This is a genomic window from Kitasatospora sp. NPDC018058, from assembly GCF_044327205.1.
Lineage (GTDB): Bacteria > Actinomycetota > Actinomycetes > Streptomycetales > Streptomycetaceae > Kitasatospora.
Genome location: NZ_JBIRFA010000004.1, coordinates 175,932 through 192,681, shown reverse-complemented (window position 1 = coordinate 192,681; position 16,750 = coordinate 175,932). Strand labels below are relative to the sequence as shown.

At 71.9% G+C, this 16,750-nt stretch carries 16 protein-coding genes; 7 read left to right on the top strand and 9 right to left on the bottom strand.

Annotated elements, in window-relative coordinates; all coding sequences use genetic code 11:
• The first annotated feature begins 122 nt into the window (after window positions 1-122).
• The gene (locus tag ACH4E7_RS07695) at window positions 123-638 is read left to right on the top strand and encodes an Lrp/AsnC family transcriptional regulator (RefSeq protein WP_396248088.1); all 516 of its coding nucleotides are present in this window, start codon (window positions 123-125) and stop codon (window positions 636-638) included.
• Entirely contained in the window at window positions 635-1,246 is a 612-nt protein-coding gene (locus ACH4E7_RS07690) for a LysE family translocator (RefSeq protein ID WP_396248087.1), read from the top strand. Before ACH4E7_RS07695 ends, ACH4E7_RS07690 begins: the two co-directional genes overlap by 4 nt.
• Before the next feature lie 386 nt (window positions 1,247-1,632).
• Here ACH4E7_RS07690 and ACH4E7_RS07685 read toward each other — a convergent pair whose 3' ends face one another.
• Window positions 1,633-2,736: a PP2C family protein-serine/threonine phosphatase gene (locus tag ACH4E7_RS07685; RefSeq protein ID WP_396248086.1), complete on the bottom strand. Its 1,104-nt coding sequence runs from the start codon at window positions 2,734-2,736 to the stop codon at window positions 1,633-1,635.
• Between the two features lie 201 nt (window positions 2,737-2,937).
• Window positions 2,938-4,155, bottom strand: a complete 1,218-nt coding sequence (locus tag ACH4E7_RS07680) for a cytochrome P450 (RefSeq protein ID WP_396248085.1) — start codon at window positions 4,153-4,155, stop codon at window positions 2,938-2,940.
• Window positions 4,156-4,264: 109 nt separating this feature from the next.
• On the opposite strand from ACH4E7_RS07680, the gene ACH4E7_RS07675 reads away from it, so the two are divergent.
• Window positions 4,265-4,621 carry an arsenate reductase family protein gene (locus ACH4E7_RS07675; protein ID WP_396248084.1) on the top strand — a complete coding sequence of 119 codons (357 nt, stop codon included), beginning with the start codon at window positions 4,265-4,267 and terminating at the stop codon, window positions 4,619-4,621.
• A gap of 22 nt (window positions 4,622-4,643) precedes the next feature.
• Here ACH4E7_RS07675 and ACH4E7_RS07670 read toward each other — a convergent pair whose 3' ends face one another.
• Entirely contained in the window at window positions 4,644-5,114 is a 471-nt protein-coding gene (locus ACH4E7_RS07670) for a pyridoxamine 5'-phosphate oxidase family protein (protein ID WP_396248083.1), read from the bottom strand.
• A 105-nt stretch (window positions 5,115-5,219) separates the two neighbouring features.
• Between ACH4E7_RS07670 and ACH4E7_RS07665 the strand changes: the two genes are divergently transcribed.
• Together ACH4E7_RS07665 and ACH4E7_RS07660 are read left to right on the top strand one after the other, a co-directional pair.
• Window positions 5,220-5,768, top strand: a complete 549-nt coding sequence (locus ACH4E7_RS07665; RefSeq protein ID WP_396248082.1) for a DUF1697 domain-containing protein — start codon at window positions 5,220-5,222, stop codon at window positions 5,766-5,768.
• A 126-nt stretch (window positions 5,769-5,894) separates the two neighbouring features.
• Window positions 5,895-6,440 carry an FHA domain-containing protein gene (locus ACH4E7_RS07660; protein ID WP_396248081.1) on the top strand — a complete coding sequence of 182 codons (546 nt, stop codon included), beginning with the start codon at window positions 5,895-5,897 and terminating at the stop codon, window positions 6,438-6,440.
• A 51-nt stretch (window positions 6,441-6,491) separates the two neighbouring features.
• On the opposite strand, the gene ACH4E7_RS07655 is transcribed toward ACH4E7_RS07660, so the two are convergent.
• Entirely contained in the window at window positions 6,492-7,454 is a 963-nt protein-coding gene (locus ACH4E7_RS07655; protein ID WP_396248080.1) for a DUF1152 domain-containing protein, read from the bottom strand.
• 69 nt (window positions 7,455-7,523) lie between these two features.
• On the opposite strand from ACH4E7_RS07655, the gene ACH4E7_RS07650 reads away from it, so the two are divergent.
• Entirely contained in the window at window positions 7,524-8,117 is a 594-nt protein-coding gene (locus ACH4E7_RS07650) for a DUF6891 domain-containing protein (protein WP_396248079.1), read from the top strand.
• Between the two features lie 70 nt (window positions 8,118-8,187).
• Here the strand turns inward: ACH4E7_RS07650 and ACH4E7_RS07645 are convergent, their stop codons facing one another.
• The 3 genes from ACH4E7_RS07645 to ACH4E7_RS07635 all read right to left on the bottom strand — a co-directional run bounded on the left by ACH4E7_RS07645 (window position 8,188) and on the right by ACH4E7_RS07635 (window position 10,660).
• Window positions 8,188-8,379: a hypothetical protein gene (locus ACH4E7_RS07645; RefSeq protein WP_396248078.1), complete on the bottom strand. Its 192-nt coding sequence runs from the start codon at window positions 8,377-8,379 to the stop codon at window positions 8,188-8,190.
• A gap of 216 nt (window positions 8,380-8,595) precedes the next feature.
• Window positions 8,596-9,450: a hemerythrin domain-containing protein gene (locus tag ACH4E7_RS07640; RefSeq protein WP_396248077.1), complete on the bottom strand. Its 855-nt coding sequence runs from the start codon at window positions 9,448-9,450 to the stop codon at window positions 8,596-8,598.
• Between the two features lie 163 nt (window positions 9,451-9,613).
• Complete coding sequence (locus ACH4E7_RS07635; protein WP_396248076.1) at window positions 9,614-10,660, bottom strand: alpha/beta hydrolase; 1,047 nt, start codon at window positions 10,658-10,660, stop codon at window positions 9,614-9,616.
• Window positions 10,661-11,065: 405 nt separating this feature from the next.
• Between ACH4E7_RS07635 and ACH4E7_RS07630 the strand changes: the two genes are divergently transcribed.
• Window positions 11,066-11,854, top strand: coding sequence for an SDR family oxidoreductase (locus tag ACH4E7_RS07630; RefSeq protein WP_396248075.1), 789 nt, complete (start codon window positions 11,066-11,068; stop codon window positions 11,852-11,854).
• Window positions 11,855-12,015: 161 nt separating this feature from the next.
• Here ACH4E7_RS07630 and ACH4E7_RS07625 read toward each other — a convergent pair whose 3' ends face one another.
• Both ACH4E7_RS07625 and ACH4E7_RS07620 read right to left on the bottom strand, forming a co-directional pair.
• A complete protein-coding gene (locus tag ACH4E7_RS07625; protein ID WP_396248074.1) occupies window positions 12,016-13,752 on the bottom strand; it encodes a carbohydrate-binding module family 20 domain-containing protein in 1,737 nt (578 codons plus the stop codon).
• Between the two features lie 311 nt (window positions 13,753-14,063).
• Window positions 14,064-16,394: a M4 family metallopeptidase gene (locus ACH4E7_RS07620; RefSeq protein WP_396248073.1), complete on the bottom strand. Its 2,331-nt coding sequence runs from the start codon at window positions 16,392-16,394 to the stop codon at window positions 14,064-14,066.
• Window positions 16,395-16,750: the final 356 nt, after the last annotated feature.

Genomic DNA, 16,750 nt, shown 5'->3' with positions numbered 1-16,750 from the left:
GCACGCCTTCGGGCGGGGCGTTCCACCCACGACCGCCTTTTCGCCACCTCCACCACCTGGCGAACGAATCAATCGGAGATATAGCCTGACGTTCTAAGCATCGTTCGCTGGAGTGGGAAACCTTGAACGAAGACATGCCCCGTGGGCTGGACGACGTCGACCTCCGGATCCTCACGATCCTCCAGGAGGACGGGCGGGCGACCCAGGCCGCCATCGCCAAGACCGTCGGGCTGACCGGCCCCTCGGTGTACTCGCGGATCCGGCGGATGGAACGCGAGGGCGTCATCCGCGGCTACACCGCGCTCATCGACCCCCGCGCGCTCCGGCAGGACCTCGTCGCCTACATGCGCGTGGGGACCCACGCCGACGTGGACGAGCAGGAGCCCTTCGAGAGCTTCGTCCGCGACGAGCCCCAGATCCTGGAGTGCCACGACGTCGACGGCGAGGACAGCTACGTCCTGAAGATCCGCACCGCCTCGCCGCAGTCGCTGCGCAAGCTGCTGGCACGCGTCCGGGCCGTCCCGGGCGTCAGCCGCACGGTGACGTCCATCGCGCTGGAGACCATCAAGGAACCGACCGCGAGCGGGCACCTCGCCGCCCCCAAGCCGCCCGGGACCAAGGAGGAGGACCCGTCGTGATCCAGGTGCTCTGGCTCGGCCTCATGCTCGGCGCCGGCGCCGCGCTGTCCGTCGGCCCGATCTTCGTCACCATCCTCCAGACCGCCGCGACCCGGGGCTTCGCCCCCGCCCTGCGGGTCATCCTCGGCTCCGCCACCGCCGACCTGATCCTGCTGATACCCGCCCTGGCCTTCGCCTGGGTCATCACCGCCGTCGCCCGGGCGTCCCTCTGGGTCGGCCTGGCCGGAGCGGTCTGTTTCCTCTACCTCGCCGCACTCGCCGCCCGGGACGCGCGCCGGCTCTGGCGCGGCGACGCCGTCCCCGCCGTGAGCGAGTCCTGGGCGTTCTGGAAGGGCGTCACCGCCAACCTGGCCAACCCGCTCACCTGGACGTTCTGGCTGGCCACCGGCACGCCCACGATGATGCGGGCCCGGCACCTGGCCGGATGGCCGGGCCTGGCCCTGTTCACCGTCACCTGGTTCGTGGTCGCCTCCGGGCTGGAGGCCGTCTTCGCCTACGCCGTCGCCCGCTCCGGCCGCCGACTGGGCGTCCGCAGCCAGAGCGTGGTGACCGGGGTGTCCGCCGTCCTGTTCGTCGGCATCGCCGCCTTCCTGGTCGCCTCCTCCTGAATGCGCTTGCCGGGGTGGGCTGGACGGGGGCACGGGGAGCAGAAACGGCAAGGTGACGCCGACGGTGTACGTGTCGGTGGGCGTGGAGGCGGACGGGCCGATCCCGGGGCCGTACTCGATGGTGAGCTTCGGGGCGGTGGTGGCCGGGTGGCATGACGGGGAGGGGTTCCGGCGGGCGGATCCGGAGGCGGCTGTACGCGGCGCGGGCGGGGGTGCCGTTCGCCGGGATCGGGAAGCGGTCGATGCCGCCGGAGCTGCTCCCGGACCTGCCGCACCCCCTCCCTCCTTGCCCGCCATCGGGCAGGAGGGGCCCATCGCCCTCGACGACGCCCGGGAGCAGGCGGTGCTGTTCGCGAACCTGTGGGAGTGGGCGGGCCCCGGGAGCGCTACCCCGCCGGGCCCGGTTGCGGGGTGAGGGCGAGGACGGCGAGGTCGTCGGCGAGCAGGCCGGCGTACCGGTGGACGTCCTGGGCCAGGAAGGAGACCACCCGGTCGGGGGCGGTGCTGTCCAGGGCGGCCAGGCGCGGGGCCAGCGGGTAGAAGGCACCGGTGGTGTCGCGGGCCTCGCTGACGCCGTCGGTGTAGAGCAGGACGGTGTGACCCGGCGGCAGGGCGACGGTGGTCGGCTTGACGGACTCGTCGTCGGGTCCGAGGTGGCCGAGACCGAGCGGGAGCTCGTCGGCGCAGGCCACCGGGGCGATGGTGCCGTCGGCGAGCAGCAGCGGGGTGGTGTGGCCGCGGTTGACGATCTCCACGCAGTCGGTGCCCGACCGGTACTGGAGCAGGACGGCGGTGACGAAGAGCTCGTCGTCGCCGCGCTCGGCCGCGTCCCGCAGGACCGCCCGGTCCAGTTGGTCGGCGAGTTCGACCAGGCCCGGGGTGTCGTGGGCGGCCGCCCGGAAGGCGCCGAGCACGTCGGCCACCGTGCGGACCGCGCCGAGGCCCTTGCCGCGGACGTCGCCGAGCAGCACCCGGACGCCGAAGCGGGTGTCGCACACCTCGTACAGGTCGCCGCCGACCAGCACCCCGGCCTGGGCCGGGCGGTAGAGCCCGGCCACCCGCAGGCCGCCGGCCCGCTCGGGGACCGGTCGCAGTACGGTGCGCTGGAGGGTCTCGGCGACCGTACGGGCCTGGAGCAGGTTGCGGTTCTGCCGGGTGCGCTGCCAGGACAGCGCGGTGCCCATCGCCCCGGAGAGCAGGGTGGCGATGTAGACCCAGACGTGGTGCTGCTCGTTGATGTGGCCCGCGCGCAGGGCCAGCAGCACTTGCAGCATCAGCGAGCCGCCCGTGGTGGCGGCGGTCAGCACCGGGCCGTAGCTGAACGCGGCCACCACGGGCAGGGCGGTCAGCAGGAAGCCGGCGGCGACCGCGTCCGGGACGACGGCCTCGGCGATCAGGTCGAGGACCAGCAGCAGGACCGGCAGCCAGAGCACCCAGCGCGGCACCCGCGGTTGCGCGACCGCGAGCTGCGGCGGGCGGGGTGCCGACACGGCGGGGACCTCCTGGCTGGCCGGTCCGGCCGGTCCGAGAAGGAAAGGCCTGGAATGACCGGTTCGTCCCTCCATGCTCCCCCACGAACGGCCCAGCCACGAACGGCCCACTCACGAACGGCCGAACGCCCCGGCTTCCGGGGCCGGGGCCGGGGCCGACGGGGCCCGGAGGCGACCCCGGAAGCAGAGGGCCGGTGCAGGTCAGCGAACCGTCACCGGCAGGGTCTCGAAGCCGCGCAGCACCAGCCGGTCGCGCCGGGTCGGGACCCCGCCCGGGGCGAGCCGGGGGAAGCGGTCCAGCAGGGCGGGCATCGCGACCTCGGCCTCCAGCCGGGCCAGCTGGTAGCCCAGGCAGAAGTGCTGGCCGCCGCCGAAGCTCAGCGGCTGGCTCTCGGTACGGGACGGGTCGAACACCGCGGGGCGGTCGTACCGGTCCGGGTCGTGGTGGGCCGCGCCGATCAGCAGGGTCACCGTGCTGCCGGGCGGGACGGGCAGTCCCTCGATGGACAGGCCCTCCTCCAGCGCGACCCGCGCGGTGGCCTGGACCGGGGAGTCGAAGCGCAGCACCTCGTCGGTGAAGCCGGCCGGGGTGATCACGCCGCTGCGCAGCCCGGCGGCCACCTCGGGGTGGCGGAACAGCAGGGCGAGGCCGTTGCCGAGCAGGTTGGTGGTGGTCTCGAACCCGGCCACCAGCAGCAGCACCAGGTTGGCCAGCAGTTCCTCGGCGGAGAGCCGCTCGCCGTCCTCGGCGGCGATCCGCGCCAGGTCGCTGACCAGGTCGTCCTGCGGACGGGCCAGGCGCTCGGCGGCCAGTTCGGTGAAGTACCGGGACAGCTCGTCGGCGGCCCGGTCGGCGTCGCCCAGCTCGTCCAGGTCCTGGATGATCTCCAACGCGACGGTCAGGTCGGAGGCGAGGCCGCGGAACCGGTAGCGGTCCTGCTCGGGGACGCCGAGCAGCTCGCAGATCACCCCGACCGGCAGCCGGAAGGCGAAGGCGTCCATGAAGTCCACCGGCGAGCCGTCGGCGCCCCGCTCGGCCAACCCGTCCAGCAGCCGGTCGACCGCCGCCTCCACGGCCGGGCGCAGCGCGGCGACCCGGCGGGCGGTGAACACCGAGGCGATCAGCGAGCGGACCCTGGGCTGGTCGGGCGCGTTGCGCTGGAGGATCGAGCGGCCGAACAGGGCGAGCGAGGAGTGCCCGGCGAACTCCGGGGCCAGGCCGGCCATCATGTCGGCGGTCGCGACGCCGAAGGCGGGGGTGCGCAGCACCTTGTTGACGGCCGCGTAGCCGCTCACCAGGTACATCCCGTCCCCGGCCGGGACGACCGGGCCGAGCTCGTGCGCCCTCGCGTACAGCGGGTACGGGTCGGCCCTGACCTGCGTGGTCATCAGCTGCTCGACGATCGCCGCGCCGTCCATCCGGTGCTCCCCTCCGATGACGATGATTCCTGGTTCGTGAACCACCGGCGGGCGCCGCGGAGTTCCCGGTGCGGGTGGTCCGGCCGCGGGCCTCGATAGGGTTGTCGGTATGGAGATCTGGATCAACCCGCGCTGCGGCAAGTGCCGGACGGCGCTCGGCGAGCTGAACGCCGCCGGAGTGGAGTACACCGTGCGGCGCTACCTGGAGGAGCCGCCGACGGCGGCCGAGCTGGAGCAGGTGCTGGAGCGCCTGGGCCTGGAGCCGTGGGACATCACCCGCACCGACGAGCAGGTCGCGAAGGACCTGGGGATGAAGGAGTGGCCCCGGGAGGCGGGCGAGCGGACGCGCTGGATCGCGGCGATGGCCGAGCACCCCGTGCTGATCCAGCGCCCGATCATCACCGCGGACGACGGGCACGCCGTGGTGGCCCGGACTCCCGAGGCGCTCAAGTCCGTTCTGCCCTAGCCCGGTCGCCCACCGGGGCCGGTCAGTGGAGCTGGGTCGTCCGTACCGGCCGGCCCGGGTGCCAGTTGTGGACCAGCAGGCGGTCGCCCTCCAGGGCGGTGTGCACCACCTGCTGGAGGTCCAGTCGGAACAGGTGGAACGGGGTGGGCGGCGGCTCGGGCAGCTCGGCCGAGAAGGCGGCGATCTCGTCCTCGTCGGTGACCTCCACCGCACGGCCGGAGATCTTGGAGTCCCCGCCGGCCATGGTCTCGTCGCCCGGGTGGGCGTGCAGCGCGAAGCGGGCGTCCCGCTGCAGGTCGCGCGCCTTGACCGCCTGGTACATCAACCCCAGCCAGGCGTCGGCGCCGACGAAGTCGACCTCCGACCCGCTCACCCGGGGTGAACCGTCCTTGCGCAGCGTCGCCAGGACGTGGTGCCTGTTCGCGTCGAACCGGGCCCGTACCAGGGCCGCGAGTTCGGGTGCCTCGTGCTCGAAATCCTGCCAGGTAGCCATGGCGCCAGTGTGGCACCCGACACCGACGACCGCCGGGCACGAACGGCCGTGCGCGGCAGGCGGTTCGGACCGGGCGTTGTCGGCGGCCGGTGCCACACTGGCGGGGTGACCACCACGACCGACTACATCGCGTTCCTGCGGGCCATCAACGTCGGCGGCCGGACGGTGAGGATGGAACGGCTGCGGGCGCTCTTCGCCGAACTGGGGCTGGGGAACGTCCGCTCGTACATCCAGAGCGGCAACGTCTTCTTCAGCACCGCCGAACCGGACCGCGCCGCGTTGACCCGGCGGATCGAGGAGCACCTGGAGCAGGCCCTCGGCTACCCGGTGCCGGTGCTGCTGCGGACGGTCGACGAGGTGGCCGAGCTGCTCGCCGCCGAGCCGTTCCGGGGGGTCGAGGTGACGCCGGACATCCGGCTGGTGGTCGCCTTCCTCTCCGAACCGCTGCCGGCCGGACTCGCCCTCCCGCACCGCTCGGCGAAGGGCGACTACGAGGTGCTCGGCGCCGACCCGGGGGCCGCGTACATCGTGGTGCACCTGCAGGACGGCAAGTGGGTCACCAAGGACATGTTCGGCAAGGGCTACCGGGGGTCGGTCACCTCCCGGTTCCTGCACACCACGGAGAAGATCCTCGCGGCCGCCCGGAAGGCCTGACGGTCCGTTCGGCACCCTGGAACCGCGCAGGTGGGGGCGGCGTCTGTCGCTCAGTGACGTACGAACCCTGCGCCGGACCACGGCGTGATCTGGACAGTCCGCGCCGGTCGATCCGACAATCAGGCCATGACGCAGCCTGAGCTTCCCGCCGGCCAAGCCCGGCCCTCCGACGCCGAGAGGGAAGCGGCACTCGGGGTGCTGCGCGAGGGCGCGGGCAGCGGCCGGCTGTCGCACGACACCTTCCTCGGCCGGATGGAGATCGTCCTCCAGGCAACCAGCCACGCCGAGTTGGACGCGGCGGTGGCCGGGCTGCCCACCGGCGGGCCGGTGGAGCGCTTCGTGCTGCGGACGGTCGGCCGGGTCTCCGCCTTCGGCGACCGGCTGAACCGGGCCTGGCGCACCGAGCGGCTGCCCGGGCTGAGCCTGCCGCAGACCGGGGCGGGGCAGTTGACGATCGGACGCATCCCCGGCTCGGGGCTGCGGTTGCACGACGCTTCGGTCTCCCGGCACCACGCGGAGCTGCGGCGCGAGAACGGCGGCTGGGTGCTGTACGACCTCGGCTCGACCAACGGCACCCATGTGAACGGGCGGCGGATAGCGGGCGGGGTGCCGGTCCGGCCGGGCGACCAGGTGCGGTTCGGCAACCTGGAGTTCCGGCTCGCCACGCAGTGAGGCCCCGGCCGGTGGGACTCAAGGGGCTGCCGGGGCCGCCCACGCCGGCGGTCAGTGCGGGAACTGCCGGGGCGGGCGCTGCCGGGGCAGTTCGTCCCGGAACTCCTCGATCACGGTGCTGATCTGGCGGGTCAGCACCGTGTGTTCCAGCCGGTCCAGGTAGCGGTGCTCGGCGGCCAGCGCCTCGACCGTGACACCGAAGTAGAGCGTCATCAGCGGATTGACGAAGAGCTCGTCGTCCTTCGTCCGCTCGGTGAACTGGACGTTGCCGAACTCGCCGCGCAACGCCGCCGCCACCGAGCCGTTGACGATGCTGGGGTGCTGCGGGAAGGCGACCCGGGCGTGCTCGACGGCGTCCAGGTAGAGCGCGCCCTCCCGACTGCCGCGCGGGATGGAGAAGGCCCCGAGGTAGCCGCCGGCCCGGTCGAGCGCGGCGAGGTTCTCCAGCACCAGCGCGTGGTTGACGCCGTGGTGGGCGTCGATGCCGAAGCCCAGGCAGGCGACCAGCCGCTCGGGCACCTCCGGCAGGCCGGCCACGGCGGCCAGGCTGGCCATGTCCTCCTCCGGGGTGCCGAGGCCGGCCTCGTCGCCGCGCATCAGGATGTCGGTGCCGCCGTCCACCAGCAGGATCGCGTCGACGCCCAGGTGGGCGACGAGTCTGCGGTAGGCCTCGCGCAGGAGTCGGACGCCCACCGTCGGAAAGGCCCACACGGTGTCGGGCATCCCGTGCAGGCGCAGCCAGCGGGCCAGGGTGCGCTCGGGGAAGTAGCCCTCGGGTGCGGGGGTGTCCGGCCCGATCCTGGCCACGTCGGGCTCCTGCCAGACCTCGCCGGGCAGGCCGTAGAGGTGGGTGAAGGAGAGGTTGGCCAGGTGCACCTCCTTGCCCGCGGCGCGCAGGGCGAGGGCGATCGGCAGTCCGGCGTACACGTCGAAGCCGCCGCCGGCGCCGGCCACGAGGATGCGCTCGGCGGCCAGCAGTCGGGTGATCAGCGGAGGTTGGAGCAGAGAGGTCATCGGCGGACGGTAGCGCACCGGCGGGGGTCGGGGGCCTGAATTGTCAGTGGCGGGTGCGAGGATGCGGGCATGACCCAGGAGACGGCGCTCACCCCCGATGTGCTGCTCGAAGCCCGGGAGCGGGCTCGCGCGTTGATCCGGTGCGGCTTCCAGGAGCCGGACGAGATAGCCGAGTCCCTGGTCGAGGTCCTCGACGACCAGGGGCTGACGCAGGAGGAGGCGGAGCGGATCGTGGCTCCGCTGTGGACCGAGCGGCTGGCCGAGCAGGCCGAGTGGCCGGAGACCACGGACGTGGACCGGCTGGAGGAGGCCTTCGACGCGCTGGAGGAGCAGGGCATCGTCGCGGCGATGGACTTCACCTGCTGCGCCGGCTGCGGCTACGCGGAGATCGGCGACGAGGCCGACGAGGATTCGCGCGGCTTCGTCTTCTTCCACCAGCAGGACACCGAGGCGGCCGCGGCCGGACGCGGGCTGATGCTGCGCTACGGCGGGTTCCACGCCGGGGACGAGCCGAAGGAGGTGTCGGAGCGGCGGACGGTGGAGGTCGGCCGGGCCGTGGTGGCCGCGTTGGAGGGGGTCCGCCTTCCGGTGGAGTGGGACGGTTCGCCGCACACGGCGATCCGGGTCGCTCCGCTGGAGTGGCTCAACCGCCTGCCGGAGTAGGCACCGGGGAGGGTGCCGGCACCAGCACCGCCGTAGGCGCCGGAGTACGCGCCGGGGAGCGCTTCGGGACTCAGCGGTTGACGTGGAGTTCGGCGTAGTGGTCGCCCCTGTCGGCCTTCCGCAGGGTCACCGTGACCTCGCCGACGGTGATCTCGCCGCCCTTGTCGACGGTCTTCCCGGCGTCACCGACCGTCACGCGGACGGCGGGGAGCGGGCGGGTCCGGGTGCGGCACGGGGTGGGTGTGCTGCGGGCCGTGGTCATGGGTTCGACGGTAGGGGGCGGGCAGCGCCCCGCCATCGGCCGTCGGCGGTAGGCCTCCCCTGGTCCGAACCCCGGGGCCGAAGCCGCCGCACCACCGAGAGGAGTGGGTCGAATCCCCAAGGGGGCAAAGGGAGTTGGGCATGAAGACCGGTATCGGCATATGCCGGAGGCCCATGCCACGCGCGTAGATCGACGGCCTGCGAAGAGAGCCGCGGGTCAGTCGACGACGCTCCCCAGGCCACCGCCGAGGCCCTCGCCGAAGATGCTGAGGTTCCCGTCGACCGGCCCTGCGCCGACCGCTCCCCCGCCCAGGTCGCCCGCCGGCCCCCACAGCGGCGCCGTGCAGCGCTGGTAGGTCGCCTGCCAGTGCGGCCAGTTGCGGGCCACGTCGTCGTCGCACTCGGCCAGCAGCCGCTCCACCGTCGCCGGCTCCACACCGTCCAGCAGCCAGGCCAGCGCGTCCGCCGTGCCCGGGCCGTCCGCCGAACGCAGCAGGTCGAGCAGCTCGCCCAGGCCGCCGAGCCGGGAGTTGCCGGTGACCACCCGCTCCATCCGGGGCAGCAACTGCCGCTCCTCGATCCGCAGATGGGTCTCCAGCCGGGCCGCCAGGTCCTCCATGGCGTACGCGACCGGCCAGGCGCTGCCGGTGTCCCGGCTGGCGATCCGGACCAGCGTGGTGACCCGGGTGAAGGAGTGGTCGAGGTTGTGGTGGTCGGCCTCCAGCCAGTTGAGCAGCAGCCGCAGCTCGGGCGCGAAGCGTCGCACGATCGGCCAGATCCGGGCGTCCTGCTGCTCGTGGTGGCAGGTCAGCATCGCGGTCATGAAGGTCCAGTGCCGCAGCAGCGCCTCGCCCTTGTGATCCTCATCGGGCTGGAGCAGTCGCAGCGCGTTGGGCAGCCGGGCGAGATCCCGGCGCAGTGCGGCGTGCACCAGCCGCAGCCCGGCGAACCGGACGGTGACCGGCTCCTCGTCCGCGGCCCGGCCGTACGCGTCCGTCCGCCGGGAGTCGGCGGCGGACTCCGCCTGCGCGGGCACGGAGGGAGCGGGCTGGGGCAGCAGGTGGATCGGCATGGCACTCTCTTCACGACGGGTGGCAGGACGGATGGGGCGGCCCGTGAAGGCCGCCCCATCCAAGGTGCTCGCAGTCGATCAGAAGCGAATCAATGTCCGATTGACGCGCAGGTCACGGGCCTGCGCACGGGCCGAGGCCCTCCCGTCGTGCCACCCCCCGGACTCAGTCCGAGGCGGGGCCCGCCAGGTTCTTGGTGAGCCACTGCAGGGTGTCCGGGATCATCTTCTTGAAGTCCGAGGTGAGGTGCTTGCCGCCGGGCTGCTCGTAGTACTCGATGGACACCGGCGGGACGGCCTTGGCCACCCAGCTCTTGACGACGTCCTTCTCGTAGCCGTTGGCGCCGCCCGCGGTGACGTACATCTTCACGTCGGCCTTGCCCTGGGTGATCAGCTGGTTGGGGCTGTTGGCCGCCTTCTCGGCGTCGTGACCCTTCCACAGCCCGGAGTCCGGGATGAAGTAGCCGTCGATCGGCACCGCGACCTTGTAGACGTCCGGGTGCTGCAGGGCCATCTTGGCGCTGCAGAAGCCGCCGGTGGAGGCGCCCATCACGCCCCAGCTGTCGCGGCCCTTCAGGGTGCGGAAGTTGGCGCGGACCCAGTCCGGGATGTCCTCGGCCATCCAGGTGCCCATCTTGGGCTGGCCCGGGATGTCGGAGCAGTCCAGCGCGTTCTTCTCGTCGCTGTTGAAGTTCTGCACCGGCATGATCATGATGAACGGGTGGGCCTTGCCCTCCTTGACCAGCTGCTCGTCCGCCTCCTGGATCGGCAGCTGGTTGTCGGTCCAGGTGTTGTAGCCGTTGCTCTGGCCGCCCGCGTAGAGGGTGAGCACCGGGAAGCCGGTCTTGGCGTACTTGGGGTCGTTGTACTCGGGCGGCAGCCAGACCCAGACCTGGCCGGTGACGCCGGACTTGGCGCCGGTCACCTTGGTCATCATGATCGGACCGGCGGCGGTGTCCCGGACCTTGTTCAAGCTGGGCGCCGGGCCGGTCGGCATCTGCACCTTCCCGTTGCCGGGGGTGGGTTGCTCGGCGATGGGCGCGGCCGAGGCGGTGGCGGTCGGGCTGCTCGCGCTGGTCGCGGCCGGGGTGCCGTCCGCGGAGGTGCTCCCCTTCCCGCCGCCGGAACTCCCGCAGGCCGCGAGCGAGGCGGCCAGGGTGAGGACGGCGGCGCCGGTCAGGACGGCACGGGAACGGGACGACTGCCTAAGCACGGTGAGGACTCTCCGACCGATGTCACGCCCGGTCCCTCTGACCGGGCGGCGGCCCCCCGGTGGGGCCGGACAGGCCCGGGGGCGCGGCGCTGGTGCGACCCCCGGAGTGGTGGGCGCGCCGTCCCTTACGGAAGCGCACCTTCCTGCGATCTTATGACGTGGGCCGGGGTGGGCCGGTTGCGAGGTGGCCACCGGAAATCCAATGTTTGTTCGCGATCAGGTAAAGCCCTTCAGCGCTCCCGCCGGTCGGCGGGGGCCGGACGACGGGGGCCACAGCGGCCGACCTGCCGGACCGTCCGGTTTTTGGGTGCTTTGACCAGTGACGGCGGCCCACACATCCGGAACGATCTCATCAGCACGCCCGGAGAGTGACCGCACCGGCACCAGTCCACCGAGGAGAGCAGCATGTCCGAGCAGATCACCGTCGGCACCGCCACCGCCGGAACGGACGCGGCCCCCGGAGTCGCCGTCGTCACCGGGGCCGGGAGCGGAATCGGCCGGGCGGTCGCGGTCGAGCTGGCCGCGGCCGGCTGGCGGGTGGTGCTGGCCGGGCGCCGGGCCGAGCCGCTGCACGGGACGGCCACGCTCTGCGTCACCCCGGCCGAGGTGGTGCCGACCGACGTCACCGACCCGGTCGCGGTGGACGCGCTGTTCGCGACGGCCGCCGAACGCCACGGCCGGGTGGACCTGCTGTTCAACAACGCCGGCACCTTCGGCCCGGCCGCCCCGGTGGAGGAGCTGGCGGTCGAGGACTGGCGGGCGGTGGTCGACCTCAATCTGACCGGCGCCTTCCTCTGTGCCCGGGCCGCGTTCCGGCGGATGAGGGCCCAGGACCCGCAGGGCGGCCGGATCATCAACAACGGCTCGATCTCCGCGCACGTCCCGCGCCCGCACTCGATCGCCTACACCGCGACCAAGCACGCGGTCACCGGCCTGACCAAGTCGCTCTCGCTGGACGGCCGTCCGTACCGGATCGCCTGCGGGCAGATCGACATCGGCAACGCGGCGACCGACATGACGGCCGCGATGAGCGCGGGTGTGCGACAGGCGGACGGACGGATCGCACCCGAGCCGACCATGGACGTGGCCGATGTGGCGCGCACCGTCCGACACATGGCCGCGCTGCCACTGGAGGCCAATGTGCAGTTCGCCACCGTCATGGCGACGGCGATGCCGTACATCGGGCGGGGTTGAGGACGTCGGCCGGCGCCCTCACCCGTCGTCACCCGTGGGGCGAGTGGCGTTGACGCGCTCCCCGATCCGCAGGCCGGAGATCCCGGGTCGGAACGGGAGCTCCCACGCGAAGAGGGACCCCCGTCGGTCCAGGCCGACGGGGGTCCTCAGGAATCCCGGGGCTACGACTGCCAGGTGTCGTTCAGCGTGACGTTCCCCGAGGCGGGCGCGGTCGCCGTCCGGTTGGCGCCGGACTCCCAGGTCACCGCGCCGCTCGCGTCCTTGCGGACGTACTTGTACTGGAAGGACGTGCCACCCGGCAGCGAGAGCGCCAGCGACCAGACCGGGTAGCCGGCCGAGGAGAGCGGCAGCGCCTTGGCCGGGTCCCAGCCGCCGAGCGCCGGGACGTCGCCGACCACGTAGATGTTCTGACCGTACGAGGTGGTCGCGTTGACGTTGAACGAGGCGCCGGAGACGTTCGTCCCCGGCTGGACGTACAGCGCGACCGCGTCGCCCGCGCCGACCGTCGCGGTGAACTGCCCGTTGGCGCCCACCTGGTACGTCGGGCCGGTGCAGCCGCCGCCCGGCTGGGGGTCACCGTGCTGGACGTCGCAGTACGTCCCGGCCGGCAGCCCGGTCTGGAAGGTCTGGGTGATCGCGCCGCTCTCGTGGTTGATCGCGACGTACCCCCGGTTGCCGCGGCCGAAGGCGATCGCGTTGTTGCCGTTGGACCACCAGTCGGTCACCCCGGTGCCCGCGACCGCGTTGCGGAAGCCCACCATGTTGGCGATCTGCCGCCAGGCGTGGGTGCAGTTCCAGCCGTCCTGGTAGCAGGCGTTCACGGTGCCCCCGTTCGGCGGGCCGTCGTCCTTGTTGGTGAAGCCGTAGCCCGAGTAGATGTTGGGCGAGCCGTAGGTGGAGGCCAGCAGGAAGACGTTGGCCAGGGTGTAGGTGTTGCCGTAGGTGTAGTTGAGGGTGGAGCCGTTGCGCTCGGTGTCCCAGTTGTCGATGAAGCTGCGGGCCTGGTTGCTCGGCAGGTAGCCCCAGGAGGCGCCCCAGCCGCTGAGGTTGGCGAGCTTGTCGCTGGTGAAGATGCGCTTGAGGTCGGTGCCGACCCGGAACTCGTCGACGTCGCCGTTGCCGGTGTACTCGGTGGGCTGGATCGGCTCGCCGGCGCCGTAGATGACCTCTTGGACCCAGTAGGCGTTGGGGTTGGCCATCTTGGCCTTGATCGCGGCGAGGTCGGTGGCGGCGATGTGCTTGGCGGCGTCGATCCGGTAGCCGTCGACGCCGAGCGAGCCCAGGTCGTCCAGGTAGTGCGCGATGGTGGTCTGGACGTAGGCGCTGCCGGTGTCCAGGTCGGCCAGGTTGACCAGCTCGCAGTCCTGCACGTTGGTGCGGTCCTGGTAGTCGGTGATCGGCTGGCGGCAGGTGTGGAAGTCCTGGTCCTGGTAGGTGCCGGGGTAGTTGTACTTGGTGTACGCCGTGCCGCCGGTGCCCGTCCCGGAACCGGCCGACATGTGGTTGACCACCGCGTCGGCGATCACCTTGACCCCGGCCGCGTGGCAGGTGGCGACCATGTTCTTGAAGGAGGTGCGGTCGCCGAGCCGTCCGGCGATCTGGTAGCTGACCGGCTGGTACGAGGTCCACCACTGCGGGCCCTGGATGTGCTCCTGGGGCGGCGAGACCTCGACGAAGCCGTAGCCCTTGGGGCCGAGGGTGGAGGTGCAGGCCTGGGCGACCGAGTCGAAGCGCCACTCGAAGAGGGTGGCGGTGACGTCCTTGCCGTTGTTCGCGGGCGGGGTGGCCTGGGCGGCGGGGGTGCCGAGGGCGGTGCCGAGCGAGAGCGCGAGCGCCGCCGAGGCGGCGAGCGCACCGGCCGCGCGGGCGGGCCGGCGGGTGGGGGCGGTGGTGACCACGTCGTCTCCTGGGGGGTGGCTGGGGTGGCAGCCGGGGTGGGGCCTGCGGCCGGGTGGGGGGCGGCCGCAGGTGAAGCCTGCAGGAAGTTTCTGTAACTTGCCGGAAACTTGCAGCGCTGAACCTAGGACGGCCCGGAGGGACCGTCAAGGGTCCAGGAGATACGTTTCTGCAACGCCCACTCAAAAGGCCCCCGGGCGCACCCCGGGCACACCTCGGGCACACCCCGGGCACACGACAAGGGTCCGGCGGCCGTAGCCGCCGGACCCCTCACCTGTCCTGGTTCACCGGTCCCTCAGGAGCCGGTGCGGCCTCAGCCGGTCTGGATGGAGGTGTCGTCGATCACGAAGCTCGTCTGCAGCGAGGAGTCCTCGACGCCGTTGAACTTCAGGGTGACCGTCTGGCCCGCGTAGGACGAGAGGTCGAAGGTGCGCTGCTGGTAGCCGGCCGCGGCGTCCACGTTGGAGTAGGTCTTCAGCGTGGTGCCGTTGACCGACACGGTCAGCTTGTCGTACGCGGTCGAGCCGGTCTCGGCGGTGTCGATGTGCAGCCAGAAGCTCAGCGTCGCCTTGCAGCCCGCCGGGATGGTCACCGTCTGGGACAGCGAGTCGGTGTGGGTGCTGCCGTAGCCGTTCAGCCACGCCTTCCAGCTGCCGCCGTGCGCCGCCTGCGAGGAGCTGTTGTCGACCACGCCGCTCGAAGCGGTCCACGGCGCCGCCGAACCGGTCTCGAAGCCCTGGTTGCCCAGCAGCTGCGCCGGGGTGCAGGTACCGCCGCCACCACCGGTGACCGCCCAGGTGAAGCTGGTGGTCCCGGTCTTGCCGGCCGAGTCCTTCACCGTGACCGTCACGTTGGAGTTGCCCGCGGTGGTCGCGGTGCCGGTGATCACGCCGGTGTTGGCGTTGATGGCCAGGCCGGCCGGAAGACCGGTGGCCGAGTAGGACAGCGGCGCGGTGCCGCCCGAGGCCTTGATCTGCAGGTTGACCGAGCCGCCCACCGCGGTGGACTGGTTGCCCGGGTTGGTGACGGTGACGCCGCCCGGGTTGGGCAGCGAGCCGACGTTGACGGCGGCCCAGGCGGTGGCGACCTGGTTGTACTCGGTGCTGTTGGCGCCGTACAGGTCGGTGGCCGCGTTCAGGGTCGCGGTGCGGGCGGCGGCGTAGTCGGTGGTGGAGGTCATGTACGCGGTCAGCGCCTTGTACCAGACCTGCAGCGCCTTGTCCCGGCCGATGCCGGTGACGGTGATGTTGTTGACCGTCGGACTGTTGTAGCTGAAGCCGTTGATGGTCTTCGCGCCGCTGCCCTCGGACAGCAGGTAGAAGAAGTGGTTGGCGACACCGGACGAGTAGTGCACGTCCAGGTTGCCGACGCCCGAGTACCAGGAGTCGGCCGAGGAGCCGTCCTTGGAGGGCTTGTCCATGTACCGCAGCGGCGTGCCGTTGCCGTTGATGTCGATCAGCTCGCCGATCAGGTAGTTCGGCGGGTTGGCGGGCAGGTTGGCGTAGAACTCGACGCCGGTGCCCATGATGTCGGAGGTTGCCTCGTTGAGGCCGCCGGACTCGCCCGAGTAGTTCAGGTTGGCGGTGGCCGAGGTGACGCCGTGGCTCATCTCGTGGCCTGAGACGTCGAGTTCGGTGAGCGGGTGGGTGTCGCTCGTGCCGTCGCCGTAGGTCATGCAGAAGCAGCCGTCGTCCCAGAACGCGTTGACGTAGCCGGTGTCGTAGTGGACCCGGCTCATGGCGCCGACGCCGTCGTTCTTGATGCCGCTGCGACCGAAGGTGTTCTTGTAGAAGTCCCAGGTGGCGGCGGCGCCGTACTGGGCGTCCACGGCGGCGGACTGACGATTGCCGACCTGGCCGTTGCCCCAGGTGTCGGTCGAGTTGGTGAACAGGTTGCCGTTGCCGGACGTGCCGTTGTTCATGTCCGTGGTGTACTGGCCACCGCGGGTGCCGTCCTTGAGCTGGAACTGCGAGCCGCTCTGGGTGGTGGTCAGCGGCACGTTGCCGACGAAGACGCCGGTGCCGCTGCCGCGCTTGATGCCGTCGGCCTTGCTGAGCACCGCGCCGGTCTTGGCGTCGGTGACGACGTGCAGCTTGCTCGGGGTGCCGTCGGACTCGCGGCCGTTGACGACCGTCTCCCAGGCGAGCTTCGGGGTGCCGTCGGCGGCCCAGACGACCAGGCGCGGGGCGGAGTCGACCGAGCCCTGCTCGGCGGCGAGCGCGGCCTCCTGGGCCTTCGGCGCGGCCAGGGCCGGGGTGGTGTCGACGCCCGCGAGGTTGGCCTCACTGGCCTTGGTCACGCTCTTGGTGGCGCCGGCCGCGTCCTGGTGGACGATCAGGTCGCCGCCGAGGACCGGGAGTCCGGCGTAGGTGCGCTCGTAGCGCAGGTGGCGACCGCCGTTGGCGTCCTGGACGACGTCCTTCGTGACCAGCTTCTCCTTGCCGTCCAGGCCGAGTGCCTGGGCGAGGGAGGCGGTCTGCTGGTTCGCGGAGGTGATCAGCGCGGCCCGGGTGGTCTGCTGGGCGGCGACGGCGGCCGGCGCGTCCGGGGCCGCCTGCGCGATCACCGGAATGCCGGTGACCAGCAGCGCCGTGGTGGCGGCCATGACGACTGCCGCCTTCCGGGTGTGAGCGTAACGTGACATGCGGACTCCTTTTCCGACCGGCGCCGGTTCGCGCACGGTGGAGAGAACCTGGGCCGCGGGGTTGCGGCGCAGTGGGGGCCCCCGGCGGGTGCGACGGGGGTGCGGTTGCGGTGCTCACCGGGTGTTGCGGAGTTCGTTGCAGGGTCGGGACGCGCTGCACCTCAACTGGGACAGCCGCACCGGGGGGTGGGGCCCCCTCGTCTGCAGCCGGAGGAATCGTGGCAGCAAACGCGCCGTTAATGACAGATGCATGCCACTGATTGGCCGATTAATTACCGAAACCGTATGCACAACGGTTCGTCAGTTGTGTTACGGCTTGACCAAGTCTTGAACACGGTTTTCATGGTCCCGGTGAA

Coding starts and splice junctions, on each gene's coding strand:
- ACH4E7_RS07660 (WP_396248081.1), top strand. CDS start 5,895: ATGACGCAGCCTGAGCTTCCCGCCGGCCAAGCCCGGCCCTCCGACGCC.
- ACH4E7_RS07630 (WP_396248075.1), top strand. CDS start 11,066: ATGTCCGAGCAGATCACCGTCGGCACCGCCACCGCCGGAACGGACGCG.
- ACH4E7_RS07680 (WP_396248085.1), bottom strand. CDS start 4,155: ATGGACGGCGCGGCGATCGTCGAGCAGCTGATGACCACGCAGGTCAGG.
- ACH4E7_RS07645 (WP_396248078.1), bottom strand. CDS start 8,379: ATGACCACGGCCCGCAGCACACCCACCCCGTGCCGCACCCGGACCCGC.
- ACH4E7_RS07655 (WP_396248080.1), bottom strand. CDS start 7,454: ATGACCTCTCTGCTCCAACCTCCGCTGATCACCCGACTGCTGGCCGCC.
- ACH4E7_RS07670 (WP_396248083.1), bottom strand. CDS start 5,114: ATGGCTACCTGGCAGGATTTCGAGCACGAGGCACCCGAACTCGCGGCC.
- ACH4E7_RS07620 (WP_396248073.1), bottom strand. CDS start 16,394: ATGTCACGTTACGCTCACACCCGGAAGGCGGCAGTCGTCATGGCCGCC.
- ACH4E7_RS07675 (WP_396248084.1), top strand. CDS start 4,265: ATGGAGATCTGGATCAACCCGCGCTGCGGCAAGTGCCGGACGGCGCTC.
- ACH4E7_RS07650 (WP_396248079.1), top strand. CDS start 7,524: ATGACCCAGGAGACGGCGCTCACCCCCGATGTGCTGCTCGAAGCCCGG.
- ACH4E7_RS07640 (WP_396248077.1), bottom strand. CDS start 9,450: ATGCCGATCCACCTGCTGCCCCAGCCCGCTCCCTCCGTGCCCGCGCAG.